Origin of the sequence: Bacillus sp. N13C7 (assembly GCF_026790065.1) — a bacterium.
In the GTDB taxonomy this organism is placed as follows: domain Bacteria; phylum Bacillota; class Bacilli; order Bacillales; family Bacillaceae; genus Bacillus.
Genome location: NZ_JALAMO010000006.1, coordinates 119,529 through 141,741, shown reverse-complemented (window position 1 = coordinate 141,741; position 22,213 = coordinate 119,529). Strand labels below are relative to the sequence as shown.

28 protein-coding genes are annotated in these 22,213 nt (G+C 43.0%); 6 read left to right on the top strand and 22 right to left on the bottom strand.

The features are described 5' to 3' along the window. Window positions 1-88: 88 nt before the first annotated feature. The 6 genes from steT to spoIISC all read left to right on the top strand — a co-directional run bounded on the left by steT (window position 89) and on the right by spoIISC (window position 4,575). Window positions 89-1,405 (top strand): serine/threonine exchanger, encoded by a 1,317-nt coding sequence (gene steT, locus MOB98_RS07510; RefSeq protein ID WP_268360137.1) that lies wholly within the window; start codon window positions 89-91, stop codon window positions 1,403-1,405. Window positions 1,406-1,680: 275 nt separating this feature from the next. Then, window positions 1,681-2,298, top strand: coding sequence for a DUF47 domain-containing protein (locus tag MOB98_RS07505; RefSeq protein WP_003218470.1), 618 nt, complete (start codon window positions 1,681-1,683; stop codon window positions 2,296-2,298). A gap of 12 nt (window positions 2,299-2,310) precedes the next feature. Continuing rightward, window positions 2,311-3,312: an inorganic phosphate transporter gene (locus MOB98_RS07500; RefSeq protein ID WP_268360135.1), complete on the top strand. Its 1,002-nt coding sequence runs from the start codon at window positions 2,311-2,313 to the stop codon at window positions 3,310-3,312. Between the two features lie 109 nt (window positions 3,313-3,421). Then, window positions 3,422-4,168, top strand: a complete 747-nt coding sequence (spoIISA, locus tag MOB98_RS07495; RefSeq protein ID WP_268360134.1) for a toxin-antitoxin-antitoxin system toxin SpoIISA — start codon at window positions 3,422-3,424, stop codon at window positions 4,166-4,168. After that, window positions 4,168-4,338, top strand: a complete 171-nt coding sequence (spoIISB, locus tag MOB98_RS07490) for a three component toxin-antitoxin-antitoxin system antitoxin SpoIISB (RefSeq protein WP_268360133.1) — start codon at window positions 4,168-4,170, stop codon at window positions 4,336-4,338. Before spoIISA ends, spoIISB begins: the two co-directional genes overlap by 1 nt. 84 nt (window positions 4,339-4,422) lie before the next feature. Then, window positions 4,423-4,575: a three component toxin-antitoxin-antitoxin system antitoxin SpoIISC gene (spoIISC, locus tag MOB98_RS07485; protein WP_268360132.1), complete on the top strand. Its 153-nt coding sequence runs from the start codon at window positions 4,423-4,425 to the stop codon at window positions 4,573-4,575. Here spoIISC and MOB98_RS07480 read toward each other — a convergent pair. The 22 genes from MOB98_RS07480 to MOB98_RS07375 all read right to left on the bottom strand — a co-directional run bounded on the left by MOB98_RS07480 (window position 4,572) and on the right by MOB98_RS07375 (window position 22,207). Further along, window positions 4,572-5,663, bottom strand: coding sequence for an acyltransferase family protein (locus tag MOB98_RS07480; protein ID WP_268360131.1), 1,092 nt, complete (start codon window positions 5,661-5,663; stop codon window positions 4,572-4,574). The genes spoIISC and MOB98_RS07480 overlap by 4 nt on opposite strands. Before the next feature lie 76 nt (window positions 5,664-5,739). After that, on the bottom strand, window positions 5,740-6,636 hold the full coding sequence (locus MOB98_RS07475) for an N-acetylmuramoyl-L-alanine amidase (protein ID WP_268360130.1): 897 nt from the start codon (window positions 6,634-6,636) through the stop codon (window positions 5,740-5,742). Window positions 6,637-6,648: 12 nt separating this feature from the next. Further along, the gene (locus MOB98_RS07470) at window positions 6,649-6,912 is read right to left on the bottom strand and encodes a phage holin (RefSeq protein ID WP_268360129.1); all 264 of its coding nucleotides are present in this window, start codon (window positions 6,910-6,912) and stop codon (window positions 6,649-6,651) included. Between the two features lie 11 nt (window positions 6,913-6,923). Further along, a complete protein-coding gene (locus MOB98_RS07465) occupies window positions 6,924-7,193 on the bottom strand; it encodes a hemolysin XhlA family protein (protein ID WP_268360136.1) in 270 nt (89 codons plus the stop codon). Between the two features lie 52 nt (window positions 7,194-7,245). Then, on the bottom strand, window positions 7,246-8,085 hold the full coding sequence (gene xepA / locus MOB98_RS07460) for a phage-like element PBSX protein XepA (protein ID WP_268360128.1): 840 nt from the start codon (window positions 8,083-8,085) through the stop codon (window positions 7,246-7,248). Between the two features lie 44 nt (window positions 8,086-8,129). Continuing rightward, complete coding sequence (locus MOB98_RS07455) at window positions 8,130-8,294, bottom strand: XkdX family protein (RefSeq protein WP_019258164.1); 165 nt, start codon at window positions 8,292-8,294, stop codon at window positions 8,130-8,132. After that, on the bottom strand, window positions 8,291-8,617 hold the full coding sequence (locus MOB98_RS07450) for an XkdW family protein (RefSeq protein ID WP_268360127.1): 327 nt from the start codon (window positions 8,615-8,617) through the stop codon (window positions 8,291-8,293). The genes MOB98_RS07455 and MOB98_RS07450 overlap by 4 nt, the downstream gene beginning before the upstream one ends. Before the next feature lie 17 nt (window positions 8,618-8,634). Further along, a complete protein-coding gene (locus MOB98_RS07445; protein WP_268360126.1) occupies window positions 8,635-10,716 on the bottom strand; it encodes a terminase in 2,082 nt (693 codons plus the stop codon). 2 nt (window positions 10,717-10,718) lie between these two features. Then, window positions 10,719-10,991 (bottom strand): hypothetical protein, encoded by a 273-nt coding sequence (locus MOB98_RS07440; RefSeq protein WP_268360125.1) that lies wholly within the window; start codon window positions 10,989-10,991, stop codon window positions 10,719-10,721. Further along, window positions 10,988-11,566 (bottom strand): YmfQ family protein, encoded by a 579-nt coding sequence (locus MOB98_RS07435; RefSeq protein ID WP_268367038.1) that lies wholly within the window; start codon window positions 11,564-11,566, stop codon window positions 10,988-10,990. The genes MOB98_RS07440 and MOB98_RS07435 overlap by 4 nt, the downstream gene beginning before the upstream one ends. After that, window positions 11,550-12,596: a baseplate J/gp47 family protein gene (locus MOB98_RS07430; protein WP_268367037.1), complete on the bottom strand. Its 1,047-nt coding sequence runs from the start codon at window positions 12,594-12,596 to the stop codon at window positions 11,550-11,552. The genes MOB98_RS07435 and MOB98_RS07430 overlap by 17 nt, the downstream gene beginning before the upstream one ends. After that, entirely contained in the window at window positions 12,589-13,014 is a 426-nt protein-coding gene (locus MOB98_RS07425; RefSeq protein WP_268367036.1) for a DUF2634 domain-containing protein, read from the bottom strand. The genes MOB98_RS07430 and MOB98_RS07425 overlap by 8 nt, the downstream gene beginning before the upstream one ends. A 57-nt stretch (window positions 13,015-13,071) precedes the next feature. Then, complete coding sequence (locus MOB98_RS07420) at window positions 13,072-13,338, bottom strand: DUF2577 family protein (RefSeq protein ID WP_268363015.1); 267 nt, start codon at window positions 13,336-13,338, stop codon at window positions 13,072-13,074. Beyond that, window positions 13,338-14,315, bottom strand: coding sequence for an XkdQ/YqbQ family protein (locus MOB98_RS07415; RefSeq protein WP_268367035.1), 978 nt, complete (start codon window positions 14,313-14,315; stop codon window positions 13,338-13,340). The genes MOB98_RS07420 and MOB98_RS07415 overlap by 1 nt, the downstream gene beginning before the upstream one ends. A gap of 15 nt (window positions 14,316-14,330) precedes the next feature. Next, window positions 14,331-14,990 carry a LysM peptidoglycan-binding domain-containing protein gene (locus tag MOB98_RS07410; RefSeq protein WP_268362691.1) on the bottom strand — a complete coding sequence of 220 codons (660 nt, stop codon included), beginning with the start codon at window positions 14,988-14,990 and terminating at the stop codon, window positions 14,331-14,333. Beyond that, complete coding sequence (locus tag MOB98_RS07405) at window positions 14,983-18,984, bottom strand: transglycosylase SLT domain-containing protein (protein ID WP_268362753.1); 4,002 nt, start codon at window positions 18,982-18,984, stop codon at window positions 14,983-14,985. The genes MOB98_RS07410 and MOB98_RS07405 overlap by 8 nt, the downstream gene beginning before the upstream one ends. Before the next feature lies 1 nt (window position 18,985). Continuing rightward, window positions 18,986-19,135: a hypothetical protein gene (locus MOB98_RS07400; RefSeq protein ID WP_003239113.1), complete on the bottom strand. Its 150-nt coding sequence runs from the start codon at window positions 19,133-19,135 to the stop codon at window positions 18,986-18,988. A 29-nt stretch (window positions 19,136-19,164) separates the two neighbouring features. Continuing rightward, the gene (locus MOB98_RS07395) at window positions 19,165-19,611 is read right to left on the bottom strand and encodes a phage-like element PBSX protein XkdN (RefSeq protein WP_003232676.1); all 447 of its coding nucleotides are present in this window, start codon (window positions 19,609-19,611) and stop codon (window positions 19,165-19,167) included. A gap of 91 nt (window positions 19,612-19,702) precedes the next feature. Further along, entirely contained in the window at window positions 19,703-20,146 is a 444-nt protein-coding gene (locus tag MOB98_RS07390) for a phage tail tube protein (RefSeq protein WP_003232677.1), read from the bottom strand. A 1-nt stretch (window position 20,147) separates the two neighbouring features. Next, window positions 20,148-21,548, bottom strand: coding sequence for a phage tail sheath family protein (locus tag MOB98_RS07385; protein WP_268362693.1), 1,401 nt, complete (start codon window positions 21,546-21,548; stop codon window positions 20,148-20,150). Beyond that, complete coding sequence (locus MOB98_RS07380) at window positions 21,545-21,763, bottom strand: hypothetical protein (protein WP_268362695.1); 219 nt, start codon at window positions 21,761-21,763, stop codon at window positions 21,545-21,547. The genes MOB98_RS07385 and MOB98_RS07380 overlap by 4 nt, the downstream gene beginning before the upstream one ends. 3 nt (window positions 21,764-21,766) lie before the next feature. After that, window positions 21,767-22,207, bottom strand: a complete 441-nt coding sequence (locus tag MOB98_RS07375; RefSeq protein WP_268362697.1) for a phage portal protein — start codon at window positions 22,205-22,207, stop codon at window positions 21,767-21,769. Window positions 22,208-22,213: the final 6 nt, after the last annotated feature.

Sequence of the window (22,213 nt, the reverse complement as noted above, 5' to 3'; positions counted from 1 at the left end):
TATTTTATTTTACTTTTCTAAAATAGGGTTTACAATATGAAAAATAGATTCTTCATCATAAGCTTCAACATCATAGGAGGTTAAGGACATGCATACTGAAGACAACGGTTTGAAAAAAGAGATAGGCCTCTTGTTTGCCCTTACTCTTGTCATCGGAACCATCATCGGCTCGGGTGTTTTTATGAAGCCTGGCGCTGTGCTCGCTTATTCTGGTGATTCAAAAACAGCGCTGTTCGCCTGGCTGTTAGGCGGGATTTTAACACTGGCGGGCGGTTTGACAATCGCGGAAATCGGAACGCAAATACCAAAAACCGGCGGGCTCTATACGTACCTTGAAGAAGTGTATGGGGAGTTTTGGGGATTTTTGTGCGGCTGGGTGCAGATTATCATTTACGGTCCGGCGATTATTGGCGCCCTAGGTTTATATTTTGGATCTTTAATGGCAAATCTTTTCGGCTGGGGATCTGTCCTATCAAAGGTAATCGGAATTATAGCAGTTCTCTTTTTATGCGTTATTAATATTATCGGTACAAAATACGGCGGCTTCGTCCAAACGCTGACAACGATCGGAAAGCTGATTCCGATTGCATGCATCATCATCTTTGGTCTTTGGAAAGGCGATCAGCACATTTTCACAGCAGTAAATGAGAGCATTTCCGATATGAACTTCGGAGCAGCCATTTTGGCCACACTGTTTGCTTACGACGGATGGATTCTTCTGGCCGCTCTCGGCGGAGAAATGAAAAATCCCGAAAAGCTGCTGCCACGCGCAATGACGGGCGGATTATTAATTGTAACAGCAATCTATATTTTCATTAACTTTGCATTGCTTCACATCCTGTCTTCGAACGAAATCGTCACGCTTGGTGAAAATGCAACAAGCACTGCTGCCACCATGCTGTTCGGTTCAATTGGCGGAAAGCTGATCAGTGTCGGGATTATTGTCAGTATCTTCGGCTGCTTAAACGGAAAGGTTCTTTCTTTCCCGCGAGTGTCATTTGCAATGGCGGAACGAAAACAGCTTCCATTCGCTGAAAAACTGTCACATGTACACCCAACGTTCCGCACGCCATGGATTGCGATTTCTTTTCAAATTGCTGTGGCTTTGATTATGATGCTGATCAGCAACCCTGATAAGCTCTCAGAAATCTCTATTTTCATGATCTACATTTTTTATGTAATGGCCTTTTTTGCAGTGTTTATCCTCCGCAAGCGAGCAAAGGGAGAAAAGCGCGCCTATAGTGTCCCGCTTTATCCTTTCATGCCGATTTTGGCCATCGCAGGCTCCTTTTTTGTGTTAGGAAGCACACTCATTACAGATACACTGAGCTGCGGATTATCCATCCTCATCGGCCTTGCCGGACTGCCTGTTTATTACTGGATGAAAAAACGAAAAGCAAACTGATAAAACGGTTCCCTTGTTTAGGGAACCGTTTTTTGGTGAAACAGAAGATAAAAGTTGACAGGAAAAACACAACTTTTGATATACTTTTTACGTTAAGCAGAAAGTTTTTGCAAACTTGGGTCGTTTTTTTGTAGCGAAGTAGGTCAAAATAAGGAGACATGATTTATCGAAAAAGTCAAGATACGTTTTTTTCGACTTTACCTGTTTTTTTTCGACAAAAGGCTATATAATAATTTGATGTGTGCATTGTTCATTCAAACTATGGAGGGTTTTTAATGATAAGAAGAAAAAAAGATAAGTTCTCACTCCTTTTAACAGAAATTGCAAAGAACATAGACGAAACTGCAGAATATTTTGTGAATTTTAAGGTCACTAACCAAACGACGCTTAAAGAATTTGCAGATACGTTAAAGGAATACGAAACAAAAGGTGACAATCATGTTCATGTCATGATTAAAGAGCTTAACAAGGCGTTCATCACTCCTATTGAGCGCGAAGATATCCTTCAGCTGACAAACAGCCTGGATGATGTGCTTGACGGTATCGAACATTTCTCTGCCATGATGGAGATTTTCTCCATTACTTCATCAGACGAGCATATCGATAAATTCAGCGGATACATCAGAGAATGTGCGAAAGAGATTTTGATTACCATAGAGCTGCTGGCAGAAAACCGCTTAAAGGATATTCAGCCTCACGCAATCAAAATTAAAGAATATGAGCACAGCTGTGACAACTTGCACAGAAAATCATTAAAGAATCTTTTCGGAAATGAAACAGATCCAATTAAAGTTATTCAATATCGCGAAATTTACGAAACGCTTGAAGAAATAGCCGACTCTTGTCAAAGTGTTGCCAATAATCTTGAAACCATCATTATGAAAAACGCGTAACGAGGGGTAAAAATGGATATTCTATTTATATTAACGATACTAATAGTCATTTGTGCTCTGGCGTTTGATTTCATCAACGGGTTTCATGATACGGCAAACGCAATTGCGACTTCGGTATCAACAAAAGCGTTGAAACCTCGCCATGCCATTATATTGGCTGCTGTGATGAACTTTGTCGGAGCAATGACATTTACAGGTGTTGCCAAAACCATTACAAAAGACATTGTGGATCCTTATACGTTAGAGAATGGCTCTGTCGTGATTTTGGCTGCGCTAGTTGCTGCGATTGCCTGGAACCTTATCACATGGTACTACGGCATCCCAAGCAGCTCATCCCATGCCATCATCGGGGCTATTGCCGGTGCAGCCATTGCGGCAGCCGGTTTTGCTGCGTTAAATTATAAGGGCTTCATTAAAATCATTGAAGCGCTGATCCTATCACCAATTATTGCCTTTGTCCTTGGTTTTATTCTTTACAGCATCGTTAAGCTGATTTTCAAAGACAGCAATTTGGCGAAAACGAACAAGCAATTCCGCAGAGTGCAAATTGTAACAGCTGCCCTGCAATCGTATACACACGGAACAAACGATGCACAAAAAGCAATGGGTATTATCACAATGGCTCTCATCACAGCGAATTTACATACTTCTGCTAATGATATTCCAACATGGGTGCAATTCGCCTGCGCCACAGCGATGGGTCTCGGAACTTCAATCGGCGGATGGAAAATCATCAAAACCGTTGGCGGAAAGATCATGAAGATCCGTCCGGTAAACGGCGTATCTGCTGACTTAACCGGAGCAGCCATTATTTTCGGTGCTACATTTATTCATTTGCCGGTCAGTACAACCCACGTCATTTCTTCATCAATCCTTGGCGTCGGTGCGTCACACCGGGTAAAAGGCGTAAACTGGGGCACAGCTAAGCGGATGCTTATTACATGGGTCATTACGCTTCCGATTTCAGCTACACTTGGTGCCATCGCTTACTTTATTTTAAATATGATTTTCTAATGTTACACCGCTTCTGTCAAAGGAGCGGTTTTTTTGATGAAACAGGAAAACCTGCCGGATCTCTCGAATACAATAAGCAGAACCTATTTCAGATGTGAGGGATTGATGTATGCTTTTATTCTTTCAGATCATGGTCTGGTGCATCATGGCCGGATTAGGCTTATACGTGTACGCCACGTGGCGGTTCGAATCGCAGGTCAAAGAAAAAATGTCCGCCATCCGGAAAACATGGTACTTGCTGTTTGTTCTGGGCGCTATGGTATACTGGACATATGAGCCCTCTTCCCTGTTTACCCACTGGGAACGGTACCTCATTGTGGCTGTCAGTTTCGCTTTAATTGATGCTTTCATCTTCTTAAGCGCATATGTCAAAAAACTGGCCGGCAGCGAACTGGAAACAGACACAAGAGAAATTCTCGAAGAAAACAACGAAATGCTCCACATGTACCTCAATCGGCTGAAAACATACCAATACCTATTGAAAAACGAACCGATCCATGTTTATTATGGAAGTATAGAAGCATATGCTGAAGGTATTGATAAGCTGTTGAAAACCTATGCCGATAAAATGAACTTAACGGCCTCCCTTTGTCACTATTCGACACAGGCTGATAAAGACCGGTTAACTGAGCATATGGACAATCCGGCAGACGTGCAAACACGGCTTGATCGAAAGGATGTTTATTACGACCAATACGGAAAAATGGTTCTCATCCCTTTTACTATCGAGACACAGAGCTATGTCATCAAGCTGACGTCTGACAGCATTGTCACGGAATTTGATTATTTGCTTTTCACATCATTAACAAGCATATATGATTTGGTGCTGCCAATTGAGGAGGAAGGTGAAGGATAATGGAACGCGCGTTTCAAAACAAATGCGAACCCCGAGCGGCAAAGCCGTTTAAAATCCTGAAAAAACGTTCAACCACCAGTGTCGCAAGCTATCAAGTCAGTCCGCATACAGCAAGAATTTTCAAAGAAAACGAACGGCTGATTGACGAGTATAAACGAAAAAAAGCATGATCACACTAAAAGGACAAGGGAAAACAGCTCTTGTCCTTATTCCTTTTCTTAAAGGGTTACATATACTAAAACAAACAGAGGATATTGTCAGGTGATACAGTGAAAAAATTGGTGAGGCGTGTGAAGTTTGTTGATTACGGAAGATTTGGTCTTTCCGGGTATTCGCTTCGGGTGAGGGAGCGTAGTGCCATAATATTGAAACATCTAAAAAAACGCACAAAAAAAAGCGACATTTAAACAACATGTCGCTTTTTATATTCATTATTTTTATCTGTTTGATTAAAGAACCGTGCATAAATGATTTCTAAATATTTCATTGGATAGATTAGATATTTCACGATCCGGTTAAAAACACGAGATCCAAATAGATACGTTATTCCTAATGCCATCGTAAAACATAATATCAATCGGGTGTCAGGGCTTTGCTCATTTAGCCAGCTATTATGAGTAAATAGCGGGAAGACAAAGATCATATGAAATAAATAGATCGCAAGAGAGTTTTCTCCCCATTGGGTCAACTTATTTTTGCCGGCCCCAACTATATTGAATAACAAGAAAATGCCTAATACAGCTAAGGAATAATGAAAAAATACAATACCAGTATAGCTGTGATTCTCTATATGGAACTTTTGATAGCCAAGAAAACCAAAAAACAGCTGATTAAATTTATCATGATGAAAATCTAATATAATGAATACCAATACAGAAATAGCTAAAGTTGAAAACAATTTAAACTTAAATTTTTCTAAAGAACTGTATATTTTCCCCATCAGATCTCTTGAACAATAAAAACCAGCCAGGAAAAATGGAAGGAAAACAAAAGTCCTTAATATAGAGAGCGTTTGCGTATGCATATTGCTATAATATATTTTGATCAATTCTATAACCTGATCTGCATAAAATCTGGAATAAAAACTTAGCCCCAACAACAAGATCAGTAAAGCCAGCTTTAAGATTTTTCTCCTGTTTATTTTCTTTAAAATAATAGCCAACGTATACCAGCTACCCAGACTGACAATATACCATAAGTGAGTATGCGGGCTGCCATAAGTAAATTGAATGACAGAAAAATTACCTGCGTAGTAACGGTACACACAGTAAAAGGTTTGAAAAATAACATATAACAGAATGAGATTGATCACTTTTTTGATTGATGGCCTTTTGGAAAAATAACCATTTAAAAAAATAAAAGCAGGCATATGGAATGAATAAATGAATTCAATCATATTTTCCAACCCGCTTTTACTAACACCCAGCAGATGGGCAAATACAACCAAAAATATCAATACGCCTTTGACATTATTTAGTTTCATATCTTTTTGCATAGTATAACCACCCAAAATACAAATTCATCATATTCAGTATGGTTTTACTAACATGCATTGTCAATGTTTTCTTTTTCTACAAAACTAATAAAGCACTGATCTTTTCTTTCGTCGCAGGCCCGTAGATACCATCGGCAGTTAGACCATTAACTGACTGAAAACGCGCAACGGCGTCCGCTGTTTTCGGTCCGTAAATGCCGTCAATTCCGTTGTTGACAGCGCCTTTATCAGGATAAAAATACAGAGCAGCCAGTGCTCGCTGCACCTGAAAGACGTGTTCTCCTGAGGTATAAGGTGTTGTCAATTGAATGATACCATCAGGGAGCGGATAAAGTTCTGGTTTTTGAACATTTGACGGGGCACTTACAATTAGCACTTGACCGATCTGAATAAAATTCGGATCTTCGATGTTGTTCCACTCTTGCAGCTGAGCAACAGTGACACCGAACGCTCTCGCTATGGATGTAAGTGTATCACCTTGTTTCACAACGTAGGTTTGGCTGCCGCCTCCCCCAATCCCCGCTTTGAACAAATCCCACGTATCCAACAATTTTCGCGGACATTCCTTCCCAGACCAATACTTATGAGGGACGACATTGGCGAGACTGATATGGTGTTCAGCCATTAATGTTTTGATGAGCCACTGGGCATTTGCTGTTGCTTGTGCAAAATCCCCATCGGCATTCTCACAGATTTCAATCCCGATCGAAGCCCTGTTACCGCTGCCGTTTCCGTCTCCCGCATGCCAGCCGTTTTCATTTAAAGGCAAATGCTGATAAATTTCTGTATCGTCAACTGTAAAATGCCAGCTTGTAGTGGTATCAGGATTTTTCAAATAGCGGGCGTGCGCCGCAGCATCGGCCCCGGCTGCAGTGTTCGCTGTATTGTGCACTGTAATGTAAAGAGGTGTCATTGCGTAGCCTGGACGGTTATTTGCACCGACTGGGATAAAGTCTTGTATAATGTTAACCATTTTCATCTCTCCTTATTTTGTCAGATTATTTTCCTTTAACAAGTCGCGCTGTTTTTTCCCTTTTTCTGTTACATAGTTGTTTTTAAACCAAGCGGCAAGTGTTGTTCCAATTGTAAAGACGATGGAACCGGCTGAATAAAGAGCGTCAGCAAGCTGATTGATCTGCTCCTCCTGAATGTCCAATGGTGATTTGCCAAACATCAGCATGGTCTGGTTAATTAATGCAACCAAAAGAAGCACCGTCCTGATGACCGTGCCTTTGTCATACGTTTTCATGAAAATCCCCCTTAATACTGCAGCAGGTTGTACATAATCGCGATGGCTCCGCCAATGATTCCTGTGCACACTGCTGTAATGATGGCACCTGTGATGGTGCGCTTAATCCATGTTGTGTTCTCTTCAATTTTGTTTAATTTTTCGTTCAGCGTCATGATTTGCTGGTCTTGCCGGTCAGACACTCGTTCTAATGCGGAAACCCGCTGTTCAAGCGCTTTATGCTCGCCTTTCATGTCTGCTAAATCCTGCTGGAATACATTCACATCTGTCTCTTCTTGCATCATTCACTCCTCCTTTACATGCGGATCACCTCCCTTCCGAGGGCCGAACTTGTTATAAAACCGCGGTTCCTTTTACCGAAAGAGTCCCGCCGCTAATACTGGCAATCTCCATAATAATTTCCTTAAATCCTTTAATATTAAAGGCCCACGCCTCAGCTTTTCCTAATGTACTCGAGCCAGAGGTTGCATCATCAGATTTCACGCCGCTGATCGGAATTTTCTGTCCTGACACCGATTTGCCCCAAAATTTGACTTCACTCATTTCCGCTGTGCCGTATACTTCAACGAGTAAATGTTCGGCGCCGTTCACAGGTAAAGCAGCTCCCTCGCCTGCGGACTCGGCATTTTCATGAAAGACAAAGTCAAACGTTTGGCTGGCTTTTACTTTCAGCCGCCCATCCCCTGTTTGAATTTCCGAAAGGTCAATCTGCAAAGGGGCTTTTTCATTTACACGAACATCCATTTCTCCCGCGCCGACTGATTGGTATAATACAAACTCTGATTGCTGAAGATTTCCATTCACATAACGGAAGCGGTAATACCGTTTAGAAAGGTACACCCAGTCCGTCGCCGTCAGGACACCCGCTGCGACATTCATTGCTGCTGTCGTTGTCCACACGTTGTTATTTTCGCTTTCTTCTATAAAGAGTGTGCCTTCGCGATCTGCATACGCCCAGCCCTTTACTTTCGAAACCAGAACTGCGCCCAGTCTGTCTTGCCCGAGCTGACTATATGCTTCAGTTGCCTTTAAGGCAGCGTTTGTTAAAATCTCTGCGACACCGGACAAGTTCGAAACAGGTGTCACAAAATCATTTTTTTCTCCTCTATAGGGCTTTACTGCTCCGGCTTTTCCAGTCTTATCGAGAGGAAATTCATATTGATACTTCACCATCTTCATCCTCCTTTTGATCTAAAAACAGGCAAAATAAAAAAGCCTTACATGGCTTTACCGGTAATTTCTTTATACTGATCAGATGTAATCAGCTTTTTGTTCACACCTTCTGCCAGATCCTCAATTGAACAGTCCTTATATGCTACGGCCTGTTTCACCATATCCGTTGTCGCCCACTCATAATAGAGGGCAAGCACCCAATAATTCATTCAGCATGATCTCCTTTCAAAGAAAGTAATGAAAGCATTATTTCTGCCAGCTCGCTCCCCAATGTTTTGTTCAGTTCTTCAAGCTGCTTGCGTGCCAGCTTTTCCTGCGACAATTCCTGAGCAAGTAGCTCCACCTGACCAGGCGGTTCGTACGGCGGGTTTTTTTGCAGCTCCTCCCACCAGGATTCGATCTCTTTTTGGGTTGGGATGGGGGCGCGCAGGTTCCATTCAGCTATATAAGACCCTTCCCCGTCATTTTGAACGATAAAATCTTTTGTTGGATCTGTATTGGGGTATTTATACATGATTGCTTCTGCGATCATCGTTTTTCCTCCTATACTTATACTGTAGGATAGTTCAGTCCTCCAAGTTCTTGAATGTCTAAATAATTGTATACCCCGTTATAATCGGATACACCTCTTCTATCATCACCTTGATAATTACAATAACAATAGATTTCTATATAGTCACCTTTGTTCATTGGAACGGTTACATTACCATTTAAACCGAGATTCATTTCATTTTCCTTATTCTCAAAGTACCCTCTCTTATGGTCAACTGTTTTATACACTGATCCATTTAGATAGAGTTTCAAATGAAAATTGATGTATGCCGGTGTATTCAACATATACAGCCCAACTCCTACTAAAAACATTCCATCATTAGGAGCAACGAATCTATTATTTTTAGTATCAAAAGCATTGTGACTATCTTTTATTTTACGATTGAACTGAATTTTTGTATGGGCTGCTTTATCCAAATACTGTATGCCTGTAGTTCCTATATTTGCGTGAGCAAATCCTGAAATTTTCTGCCAAGCTGTCCAGCCTGTACCAGCCCACCAATGGCGGATCCAAGTCCCAACATGATCATAGCTTCCACTAGTTGTGTCTGCATTTCCATAAAAATACTGAGTAAAGCGATAATTACTATGCTTTTCATTTTTTACAATGCCATAGGTAAGTGGGTAACCGGTAGCGTTATTAGCTCCTATATCCATGAATGTGATACCAGCTGGGTAATCATTTCCGCTTATTCTCGCATCTTGGATTACATTTGTTCCTGTTAAAACAGTTAATTTTTGATTAGAATAATTTGCATCAACATAGTTTTTAGCATCATCTAAGGCTTTATCTGCTTTAGTTTGAGCACTTGCCTCGGTCTCGATCTTATTCCATCCTTTAAACACGCCATCTGTATGAATCGTTGCCATCCAAAAGGTTCCGTCGAAACTTCTAGATGCAAAAATTGTTTTTCGGCCGCCACCTCCTGTTTCAATAACATCATAGTTATACCATGATCCATCTCCCAAAACAGGATTGTTTATTATGACATTCCCTACTGCATAATAAAAGCCAGAGGGCATCGTTAATAAGTCAGTTCCATCTGGGATTTTAGTCCGGCAGCCCTGAGTATCAGTTAATTTATATAGTTGTGCATTATTCCATTTGTCTTTATCGGATTTTGTTACATGGATATCTGTTTTATTGGCATGTGCATCTATCTTTGACTGCGCTCCCGTTATAGACTCAATTTGATACCAATTGATCGCACTATCGTTAGCGTTATAGAAAAACCACCAAGCATTACCTCCCACATCCACAGCATACCCCATGCCTATTCCTAGCTGACCGACCAATTGCATACCTCGAAGACTTGTGTTTGACGGGTTATCTGTGACCGCATTTGTTCCATAGAAAGTAACAGTCCCAACATCTTTGAGCGAATCATAAAAAGATCCAGATGACAGGTTAATCTTTTGTGTCCCATTATCGGCAGTTACTTTAAATAACTGTCCCAAATTCCATTTGTCTTTATCGCTTTTATTTACATGTATTTCAGTTTTTTCTTCATGGCTCCTCACCTTAAATTGAGCGCCTTCTGAAGTTTCTAATTGAACCCAATCAGTCCAGCCGGAATCATTCAGGCTTTTTCGCCATGTACCTCCTTCATAATCCATTGCCAAAGCTTCTCCATAAGATTTGTAGCCAATATACAATCCTCTAGTGGCAAACGGTGGGGTATTGATTCCCGTCTTATCAGTATAAAAGAAAAAGGTTTGATCCAATTCTTCCACAATCTTGTGAAAATCCAGACCGTTTTGGATGCTTGCTAGATATTTTCCTTTTTCATCAGTTAGCTTAGTTAATTGTGCGTTGTTCCACTTAGTCCTCTCACTAGATGAAATGTGTATGGTTTCATCTGAAATATGCTTGTCAAAATCCTTCTTCGCCGCCTGCTGCACATTATCTACGTTCCCCAGCCCAATTTGCGCCTTTGTTGTGTTGTGGGGGTTGTTCATGTCGTTTTTGTGGGCGGCCAGGTCTGTGTGGGCGTCTTTTATTCCTTTTTCCCAGCGGTTGACGTCATCTTCGTTGATCGGATCGTCCGGAAGCCAGTCTGTTTTTTCTTCATATGCCATGTTTACACCACCTCAAAGGTAAATCTGAAATCGAGTGTTCTGTTTTCGCTGACGTCCAGGTCTGTTTTTCTTTCTGTAATGATGTTGCCCAGCTCGTCAAAAATTTGTACCGTTTCGATATGCTTGATGTCTTCTTCACGTCTTGTCAGAACGGTGACAGTCGCACCGTCAATGGCGAGCTCTACTATTTCTGTTTTTTGGCCGTTGAGGAGCACATGATCGATTCTGCTTTTTAGATCAGCCGCTGTGCGTTCTCTGTATATAGTTGAAATCAAGTTAAAACCACCTCATTGTTGTTAAGGGTGACAGAATAACCGACCTTGAGCTCACTGGCTGTTCGGTATCTGCGGTGATTCAGGATGACTGTATCTTTGATTTGAAGCGTCTCATTTAATCCGCCTCTGAGCGTATATGACAAATGAGCGGGCTTCATGTTTTCTACGGCTTCAATCAGCTCATTCATGTGCTGAAGGTCATCAACATTGATATCCACGTTAAAGCGGTATTCGCCGGGAAGCAGGCGGACCTGTGCAGACGGGTTTTTTAAGAAACGATTCACCGCCTGCTCAATGGCCTTGTAAGTAATCGGCGGGATGTTCGACATTTTTGAAATGAGCCGCAACCGTCTGATCTCATCAGTGTCGCCTGATTCCCGCGGCACGTTTAAAATCTTTTCCCAGCGGCTGAGCCCCCATGTCGCCGTCGGCACGAATAACTGATCCGTCAGATCAAATATGCTGTTATTCTGTTTATCAAACTCAGGCGCTTCCGCTTTCAGCAGCTCGGCCATTTCTTTAAGGCTGGTAAGAAACGGCGGCAGATAAGCTGCCATATCATCTTGTTTGCTCAATGATCTTCACCTGCCCAAGCTTAGGAATTTCCACATCGCTCAGCACCAGATTTTCAGAGGTGCCGTTGATTTGAATATTGGAGTAGTCACTGACTGACGGTGAATGATAGACGATATTGTTAATTTGAGAAAGACGGATGACGTTGTCTTCGAACGCCATTTTCTTAAAGAGATTTAAAATGCCTTCTTCAATTTCTGACTTCACTTCATCAATTGAGTGATTGATCTCAGGCAGCACTTCGGCAGAAATCTCAACTTCCTTCCAGACCGCGCTTTCCACTGTAACTACAGCCCCGATTGGCGCCTGTCCCTCCCCTTGTCCTGGTTCAGGGTCAATATAATTTTTTACTTTTTGTATTAAGATGTCGGAAGCCGGCTCAAGATTCGCATTCGTGACGACAATTTTGACCGTGCCGTCACCGTTCCAAAGCGGGAAGATCTTTGCCTTTCCAACACCGTCCACTTCTTCAGCCCACTCTTTATAATGCATTTTATTGGCACTGACAGCCTCACGCCGAACCCTCGTAAAATACCGTTCTCTTAAGCTGTCATCTCCTTCTTCCTCGCGTCCCGGAATCAGGATTTCTTTGACAATGGCCTTTTCTAAACCGGGAATGGTATCCAATGACAGCAAATTGCGTCCGGTCAGATTGGCGTTTCCTGCTTCACCAGGTGTTTCACAGATGAGCGTCCCATCTGCCATATATTGAAAATAAAGATTATCCACATAGAAGCGGGAGCCGACAGGAATAGTTACTCCCGACGTAAACTCTCCCGCTCTGACCGCCTTCGTCGCGGCTGTCCGTTCAATCCCCGCTTCCGCTGCACGCCTGTCTAAAAATTCGCCTTGGGCGGTATCAGAGAAAACTAGCTCAAGCACAGTATCCAGCCATATATAAGATTTCGCAAGCTCGGCCGCCGCCGGGGCTAACGCATTATAAATGACGCTGCCTTCTCTTGTGTCAATATCTGCGGAAATGCTGTTCAGCATACGCTCCATAATCGCTTCAAACGTCTGATCTTCAAACATCTTCGCCAATCACCTCCTCAATCTCAAGCGTCCCTTCATCCGTCTCCACCACAAAGGACACATGAAACGCGTCGCCTTGTTTTTCAATCTCAAAATCTGTTACAGCCGATATCCGGTCATCATAAACCAGCGCCTCCTCTATCAGCCTCGGAATCTCCATTTTTTTATAGGCATCGGTCGTCTCATGATCCGTCAGCACGTCTTGAAGCTCATTTCCGACATTATGGCTGTAAATGGAATACGCATAGCGTTCTGTCTGTAAGGCGATATAGACGAACTGCCTGATCGCTTCAAGCCCGGTAATCAGCTCATTTGTAATTCTCCCGTTTTCAAAATCTATTTTGTACGTTTGCGAGGTTTCAATGACTTCGCTGTCATCTTTAATATCTTCAAACTCCACTTCTGGTGTCAGGGCCATGATGCCCACTCCTTTTTACATGCTAAATAAAAACCCCTTCGTTCGAAGCGGTTTTGTCTATACTTTATCTAAAATAAAAAACGATTGGCCGCCAGTCAGAGCCGCGGTCATGACGCGATCTCCCGGCTCGAGTGCATCGTCTCCCCCGGACTGCATCCGTTTTGGGATGATGATGGCGTCAGCCGGTATGATCAGTTTGCTGTTTTCTTTTAATTTGATTTCAACTGGAGAAACCGAAACCACCTCAGCCGGGACAAGCTCCACCGGAGACGCAGCGTCAACTGCGCCGACGGCCAAATGTTTAATAGCGTCACTCAATCTCATCAGGAAACTCCTTCCGGCAAGGTGTTCTTTTCGACAACATCAAGGGTCATCGTATGTTTCGTTCCTTTAAATTCATGCCGGTCCGTATCTACCCAGTAGGTTTTCTTGATGCCGGCCTCCGGAATCGAAATATAGACAGGCAAACCGCTCTGCACTTCCGGAATGCCGACTGCCTGAATATTTTTCAGTTCTTTTTTCACACCCTTTTTTTCAGCAAGGCGTACATCTGCCCGCTGCTGAAGCTGTGCCTGGTTGATGTCATCTGTGACCGTTTCCGTATATTGAAGCACACCGTATTTATTTAAGCCTGAACTGTCCTTGGCAGACGCTTTATACGTCCGATTATCCTTCTGCCGGCGAAGCACCACCCGTGTTGCCGTGTCGTTTATGGAAGTGCTGTATTGGTAGCCAGTGATATTGACACCTGTTTCCAGCACCCATACCTCTGACGGATCTGGCCAAGCGCGCAGGCCGAGCTTTCCTTTTTCTGAATACAGCTGATAATGCCGTCCTGTCTGGCTTTTCGTCTGTTTTAGCGCTTTTAAGATGATGTCATACAATGTCGTATCATTTTTAATGACAAGGCTTTTGATCGTATGGCCTGTATTCGCAATCGAGGTTGTCGGTATCTGAAAATCATTGGCAATCCTTCTGATCATCTGGTCAGCCCGCTGATTGGAAAACACATACACATCCTGGTTTTTGACCAGGTACTGAAGCATATCGTATGCGCTGAAGGCAAGTGTATACTCGTCAGGGGTTCTTGCAAAAACAATTCCCCGAAAAAGCTCTTTTCCCTTCCACTTAAACAAAACGGTATCTCCCTCATTGACGCTGTAATACGTCTGGTCGCCCTGTTTGACGACGATGGTCGCTTCAATGGAGCGCGGTGCCTGATAGCGATGGCCTTCCAGCGATACGCTTTCTGCCACCAGTTCAAGCCATTCTTTGTCTTTAATGACGAACAGCTCTATCATCTCACATCACCTGTTTCATTGCGGTATCTTTAATTTTTGGCCGGGAAAAATCCAGTGGCCCGGCTGCCTGATGTTTCGTTTGCTTCGTTTGATCATTGCTGTTTTATTGGCGTTCCAAATTTTGCGCCATTGGGTGCTGTTCCCGTAAAACCTGCCGGCAATGTCCCATAGCGTGTCTCCCTTTTTCACTATGTACGTTTTCGGAGAAGCCTTCGACGGACGTTTTGCCTTTGTTTTTTTCTTCTGCTTGATTTTCCGTGGGGAAGCGGTTTTGTATTCTTTTAATTGAATATCAAAGGAACGATCACCTATATCCTGCTGGCCTTCGCTATAGGAAAAACCTTCAATGCTGCAAGTCAGATTCACTTTAGTTCCCGTAATCAAAAACTGGACCGGTTTTTTGGCCTTCATCCATTTTTCAATTTTTGATATCGCACTTTCCGGCGACGGGAAGGTTTGATATTCAGCTATTGGGCTGTATTTCTTCGGAAAAAACGAAGAGAACGAAATTTCTTTCGCTCCCTGTTCATCAATAAATGTAAGGTCACCGAACTTGGCTACTTTAACCGTCTCATTCTGAACCGTATTTGAAATATTTAACTGGTCGGGAAGAACGGGGAGCCGCAGCTTGTCCTTCCCTTGTGAAATCCAAAATTCATATACGGATTTAGTCAAATGCAACGACTCCCTTCGTTCCAATATTGATATCCTTTTGCAGTTCGTCTATAAGCGCCTGCTTGATTCTCGCTGCAAGGGTTTCAGCGTCCTGTCCATTATGGAAGTGCTGGTCTCCGTTAAATTGAATATAAATCTCTTTTGATCCGGAAACCGTTGCGGTTGGCCGGCTAGCTGAAGTAACAGCGGAAACTCGACCTGAAGAAAGCTCAGATTGCTCGGATTGAGACGGATCTGTCACTTCCATTCCCAGAGCTTGCGCAGCTCTCTGAAGGAGATAGCGGCCTCGTATGCCCCGTTCCTCTGGAATGATCCATTCCCGCTTGTTTCCTTCTCCGACACGTGCAATTTGTTCTTTCGTAATCAGTCCGCCGTTGGCATAACCGACGTACGGACCGCCATGATTCAAGCTTTTAATCCCCGGCACATTATTGATTGACCCATATCTGCTTTTAATGTAGCCGATCGCAGCAGCTGCATTGTGAATCGGATTTCTAATGTTACCCATGCCCGGCGCCTTGTGATCATTAAAGGTGCTTGGGATGGTCTGCATCAAACCTTGTGACGGATGCCCCGCTTTTGCGTTGCTGTCCCACAAGTTAATTGCATTCGGATTGCCTCCGGATTCATTCTGCGCAATCGTCATAAGTCCCGGAAGCCAGCTCATTGGTGTCTTTGTGGCCATGAGAGCAGCCATAATCCATTGTTTTACGTTCCCGCCCATGGCTCCCATTCCGGAATAGGCAGCCGCCAGTGATCCGGCTTGTTTTTCAGCATATTTCTTTACATCTACTGAGCCAAGGCCTTTGACAACACCAATTGAAGCAAAACGCCCCAAGCTCATCATGACACGGGAAGGTGAATGGATATCTAGCTCCTCACGGAAAGCCTGCTCCACTCTCTTGGCCATATCCTTTGCCGCTTGTTTTACTTCACTGGATTTAGAATTCATGCCTGTCACAAAGTTTCCGACCATGCCTGAACCCCAGCTATTCGATGTGTCTTTTGAACGCAGGAACGGTTTGTCAACATGTGTGCTGACATATTGTGCTGTGCCTGTTTGGGTTGAGTTTTGTCCTTGCGCAAAGCCTTTGACCGTTCCTGTGCCCCATGAAGACGATTTGCTCACAGTGGCTTGGTACGGCGTTTTAACTTTTGATTGCAAAAAGCCGTCCGTTCCGGTTGCAGTGCCGTTTTGGCCCTTGGCATACCCGCTTACCATTTGTTTACCGTAATTTGGTGAAGCAGAAATCATTTGTGTAAATGGCGTATTGATGTTTTTCTTTTTCCAGTCCTCCATTTTGACAGGTTGGTTGCTGATACCTTTACCAAAGCCTTCTGAAAATTGCTGTCCGAGTGTGGACGCTTGGCCAGTCAGATTTGCAGTGTTCATTGCCGGGGTGACCGAGCCTGATAATGGACTGACAGCTGCTCCTCCTGAAACAGATACCGGACTTCCACCGGAAGACGAAGCGGCTCCCATGTCGTCTACGACTTGCATCCCCAGCTTAGACGCCGCTTGTGAAAGGAGCATTTTACCGCGGCCTCGGTTGTTATCAACCGGGATAACGAATTCCTTGCCGGCTTCACCGATCCAAGAGATGGTTGGTTTGGTGATGTAGCCGCCTGTGGCGTTCTGATCCAGTGCTTGTTGAAAAACAGTCATATTATTATTTGATGGAGATTGAGCAAAAATGTTATTAGTAATTGTTTTGGAACTAGTTTTTTTCTCTTTCGAATCCTTTTTGCTAGGTTTTTTCTTGAGGTGAGTAACCTCCTCCCCCCTGTGTATTACTTTTGCAACGAAACCTCCAACTGAATCTTTTAAATCGAATAGCCATTGAAATTTCTCAGCAATTTTCTCTGATACTTTAACCAATGGATCTTTCACATGTTCATTAAACCAAGTTTCAATTCCATCCCATGCATCCTCAAAAAATTTCCTTGCATCATCGAATTTTTCTTTTATTGAAGTTTTAATATCTTCTACTTTTGTGACGATCGGGTTCCATACATTATCATAAAACCAATTTGATACACCTATCCAAATATTGGAAATCATTGTCCATGCATCATTGATCTTACTCCAAATCCATGTTGCCGCAGTGGTTACGGCTTCACTTACAGGATTCCACACATTGTCCATAAACCATGTTGAAACAGTAGACCATATGCCTGAAATAACCGTCCAGGCGTTGCACAACCCAGTCCATATCGTTGTAGCAACATTAGTAACTGCTCCGCTTATTGGATCCCACACGTTATCCTTAAACCACGGGTAGACAATGTTCCATACTGCCAATATGCCATCCCATGCATAGGCGAATAATCCTACTATAAAATTAATCACAGGTACAGCAACATTATAAATAGGTGTAAACACATACTGGTCAAACCAAGTTGAAACTTTACTCCATGTATCTTCAATCCAAGTAATAGCCCCATTGGCAGTATCAGAAATGGAGTTCCATTTTCCACTCCACCACTCTTTGTTAAATAGTGAATTGCTTATGCTCTCCTTTAACTTAGAAGTATCAAACATCTTACCAATGTTCTTACCTGCTTCTTCGCCGCCGATTCCGCCTACTAATCCGCCGCCAATTCCACCAATTGCCCCGCCGATTGCTGTACCTTCCGGACCAACGAAAGATCCAATCGTTGCACCAGCTTCCGCTCCGGCTGTTGCACCAGCTTCCGCTCCGGCAATGCGTCCTCCGATTGAACCAACCTTTTCGCCAGCATTATCTTTATTGATTCCAGCTAAATCAAACACTGCTAAAGCAGATCCTACGTATGGAACAGCCTTTCCCATTCCTCTGAACGCTTTACCTAGTTTGGATGAATCCTTCCCTAGCGATTTTAAGCCTCCAAGCCAGTTCTTTAACTTGGAACCCGAGGTCCTAGGTGCACTTTCAGCAGGTGTGCCGCTTTGGCGTCTTCTTATCACCTCTCCAGGAACCTTGAGTGTTCTGTTTGGAGCCTTTGTGGGACTTTTCTTTTTTCTATAGGTTTTTTTATTTTTAGTGCTCGGATTGAGGCCGCCGCCTTCACAGCAGTCGCAGCAACAATTTCCTCCTGTATTACGGTTAAGGACTTTTTTATCTGTGTCAGAATTTTCACCAGAATCGTCCTTTTTTTGTGGTCCTAGAATTTTATCAATGATCTTATCAAACACATCATTTTTCAGCTTTTCTATCAATCTCTCTTTGAAACGATCCAAAAAAGCTTTGCCTATTTCATTGAGTGAATCTTTAATCCAAGGCCAAGCTGATTTTGTCCACCAATCCTTCAGCCAGCCTTTTATTTTTCCGACCCATCCAGGTTTTTGATCTGAGCTTTTATCAGAGCCTTTATCTGAGGATTTGTCTGATTCTTTCTTAGAAGTTTCTTTGTTAATCGGGCTTTCTTTTTTATTGATTTTGTCTGATATTTTTGTCTTAACAACCACTTTTACATAATAGGTTTTTTCAAATTTCCTTAGAAGGGCTGTTAATCGATTAACTGTTTTGGTGATTTCATCGATGACCTTTAGTTTTACTGTGTATCCGTTTTTCAAATTTTTCTTAATATAACCGATAATCCTTTTAACTGTAGAAGTAACCTTGTCATCTGGAATCAAAAGGAATGATAGCTTTTGATTAGATAGCATCTTCTTTATTTTTTTATACGCAGCTGCTGTCCGGTCTACCAAAGAGACAGTCAGCTTCGTTTCTTTTGGCAGCCGTTTAAGTTTTCTTTCAATTGCATCAAGCTTTGAAGTGACTTGGTCATCAAGTACAACTTTAATTTCAAGCGATTTCGCGAATTTCAAAATGATATAGTCGTTTATTTTTCTCAGCCGGTAAAATGCCTGATCTTCCGCTCTGATACTGATTTTGATTTGCCGATTAATGGTTTTGACTTTTTTTTCGACCTCTTGGAATCCTTTATGTATCCGTTTTAGTTTTTTAGATACCTTGTCTTCGAGATCAAAACGGGCTGTTAATTTTGCGATATTAGTTCCCTCCTCTCCTTGATTCTTTTTCTAATAGATCTAGCTTATAACCTATCAACCCAAATAAAAGAGCTTTAAAATGTTTTGGTGCTTCATATAATTCAAGAAGTTGGGATGGCGAGTAATGAAGCTCATGCATTGCATAGTACAAATACACAGCTTCTTTATCGCCATCCTTTACTAGTTTTTTGCTTCTTCTTCTAGATCTTCAAGATCATCTTCAAAACCATTGATTTCAATTGCTTTATTCAGCCAGTTCGCATACTCTCCCCCAACAGATAATACACGTTTGGCAACTTCTACCGGATCCGCAGTTTTGTATGCTTCCCTTAAATCTTTTGAACGAAAATCAGGATAAATAGTAGATTCGATGGCAATTCTCGCATAAAAGCGCTGGGAGTCTAAATCTTTGACGCGGCCGCGGCCTTTCACATTTTTAAATGTGGTGTTTTCTTTCTCTAATTCATCAATCCGTTCAGTAGTAATTGGTTTTAAAATAAACGGAATGACATTCCCTTTTTTATCAACAAAACGCTTTGAGATCGGCACTTTGATTTCTTCAGCTTCAATTGTTTTTCCCGGCATAAAAAAGGAAAGATCATATACGTTTTCGTTCTTCTCGCTCATGTAAAAAACTCCCTTGTCTTTTGATTGATTTCATCGTGTAAAAAACAGACCTTTCTGAGAAAGGCCTGCGTAATGGCTTGTTCAGCTTTGATTAAAACGTGTCAGATAGCTTTTCAGGCACGTCGAAGTCTTCGAATGTAAATGGCACTTCTTCTTCTAACGCTTCTGAATCGACATCAAGGCTTGCGATTTTGGCAGAGTCAAAGTTGACGTCGTACAGCGTGACTCGCTCTGTGCCGCGGCCGGAGGATTGATCATCCAGCACGGCTTGGAGCGTGAAGTAAGGGTCGCTGCCTTTTTTGACATAGTCCATCATCAATAGCACGAATTTTGATGTGACTTTGTAGAACGTTGCGGTCCCTGTTCCATTTGCCCCTGTTGTTTTATGGCCTGTCATGCGGCGGCCCATAATGTTTACTTCAGACTTGTTTTTCTCGACGTTTGCTTCAAAAGTTTTGATGTGCGCCATTTCCTCCCCATCGAGGAATAAACGGCCTTCTTTTCCTGAGATTGTGTTTTGTGCTTTTAATGCCATATTAGTTTACCTCCACATTAAAGTAGAATTTTTCTGCAGCGTCGACAGGCTGTACGGCCAGGTCAATCAAGAAGCCGTCACGGTCTTCATTCATTGAAATGGTGATATCTTCATCAGAATCAAAGCCGGTGATGCCGCCCGCATCCTGAAGCGTTGTCATGTATTGGGTGATCATCGTTTTCACATACTGAAGTCCGTCTTCAGATGCCGGAATATCGCTTCCGCTGCCTTTTCTTGATTTGATTAGGGCTTTCAGCTCGCGTGTTAAATCGTTATTTACAGCATCCAGGACACGAACGATTTTGTTTTTCGCAAATTTCTTGTTTTTCTCAGCTGTGAACGTAACAAGCGAGTTAATGTCCTTTTCTACACTGACGGACTTGTCACGAGCGTCGAATGTGAATAAAAATTCTCCTTTGCCCAGACGTTCAACAATCGTATCGTGGTCAAGGCGGTGTAACACATCAACGGCGCCTTCGTACTCAACGAACGTCAGCGATTGGTTAAAGGTTGCTCCTGCGCTCGCTCCAGCTACCCAAGCTGTTGCTTTGTCCGGCGTAACTTCCGTGCCATCTTCGAGCAGCACACCTTCTGTTACGTTGATGATGCCTTCATAGTCACCGGCATAATTCGCTGTAACCCCCTGCACTTTTTGTCCTTGTTCGTCGCGCAGGCGCTTAATAAATGCAGCAAATGTCGCCTTCAGCTGGTCGCCTTCTGCAACAGGAAGCGCAATCACATCAAAGCTCTCCGTCTCAGCCGCGGCTAAGAAATCCGTATAGTCGGAGTTGACAGGGGCTTTATCCGTACCGCCGGATAAACGGATCCCTGCTGAGGCATTCAGAGATTCAGCTGCAGTCTCTCCTTCTGATCCAGTGAGCGGAATCGTTGAAGAAAGATCGCCTGTTCCGCTAAAGGTGACATACCCGTTAGCTGTTAATTCTTCCGCTTTTTTGACGGTCTGTTTATCGACCTCTGACTCATCCATATACGTTGTGACATCAAAAGAAGCAGCATCGAGCACATTTGGGTTAATGCGGATGATGATGTCATTTCCTTTTGATCCGCCATATACAGCAGTCGCTTTGACACCTTCGGCAATATCAGCAGACGCTCGGACACCTTCGGTTAGACGGTACATTAATACCGTTTTCGCATTTTTCTTTGCTTCACGCAAAAGCAATAATGATGGATCATCAATGCTGAGGCCCACCTTTTTATTTAAATCCTCAACGCTGGAAATGGAGACAAACGTTTTCGCTTCCCCCCAGCTTGATGCGACCGGGAGTGCGACTGTTCCCCGTTCTCCGAGTGACACCCGCTCCTGTGCTGTCGTTTTAAAGTTAAAATAAATGCCTGCACGTTCTTTTTCTTTGCCTGTTGTAAATGTTCCGCCATTCATGATGACATGACCTCCTCGTTTAGAAATGTTTGAATCAATTGATTGGCTTCTGATTTCGTCATACGTGTTTGATCCACGCCAAATAAAGCCCCCTGAAGAATATCCGGCTTAACGCCGAACAGCTCCTTTGCGTGCTTAATCAAATCCGCTGTATCAAAAAGAGCTTCCCTGCTCTCTGTATGTACAGCCTTTTTATGTTGTTTGTCCTTTGCCACCGCTTATTTCACCCCGCTGTTCATGTCGATATCCTGTAAGACAGGCTGTTTTGTTTTGTGATAATAATACCGGCTGCTCCACCTGATCACCATGACCGCCTCGCCTCTGTCTCCTACCCTTGTCTCGATTCGGGAGATGCGGATTTTATCCCCTGTCTTCTCTCCAGATTCACTGAGCAGCGGAACCATATTTCTCGCTTCTCTGATGGCATCCGCGAGCCTGTCCGCTTCATCCAGTGCCTGTACGGAGTCAAGATGAAACAGCTTCACATTGAGACTGTAGGTTTTTTTAAAAGTGGAGACCGTATCTGTTTCCTCAAACACAGAAGGCGATGGGACGTATAACGACGGTATCTGAAAGTGATCAGGCAGCTCGCGTTCATAAATGAGTACAGGCCAACGGCTGTACAAAAATGCCATAATCGACCCTGTTTCGCTGTTCATCCTGCT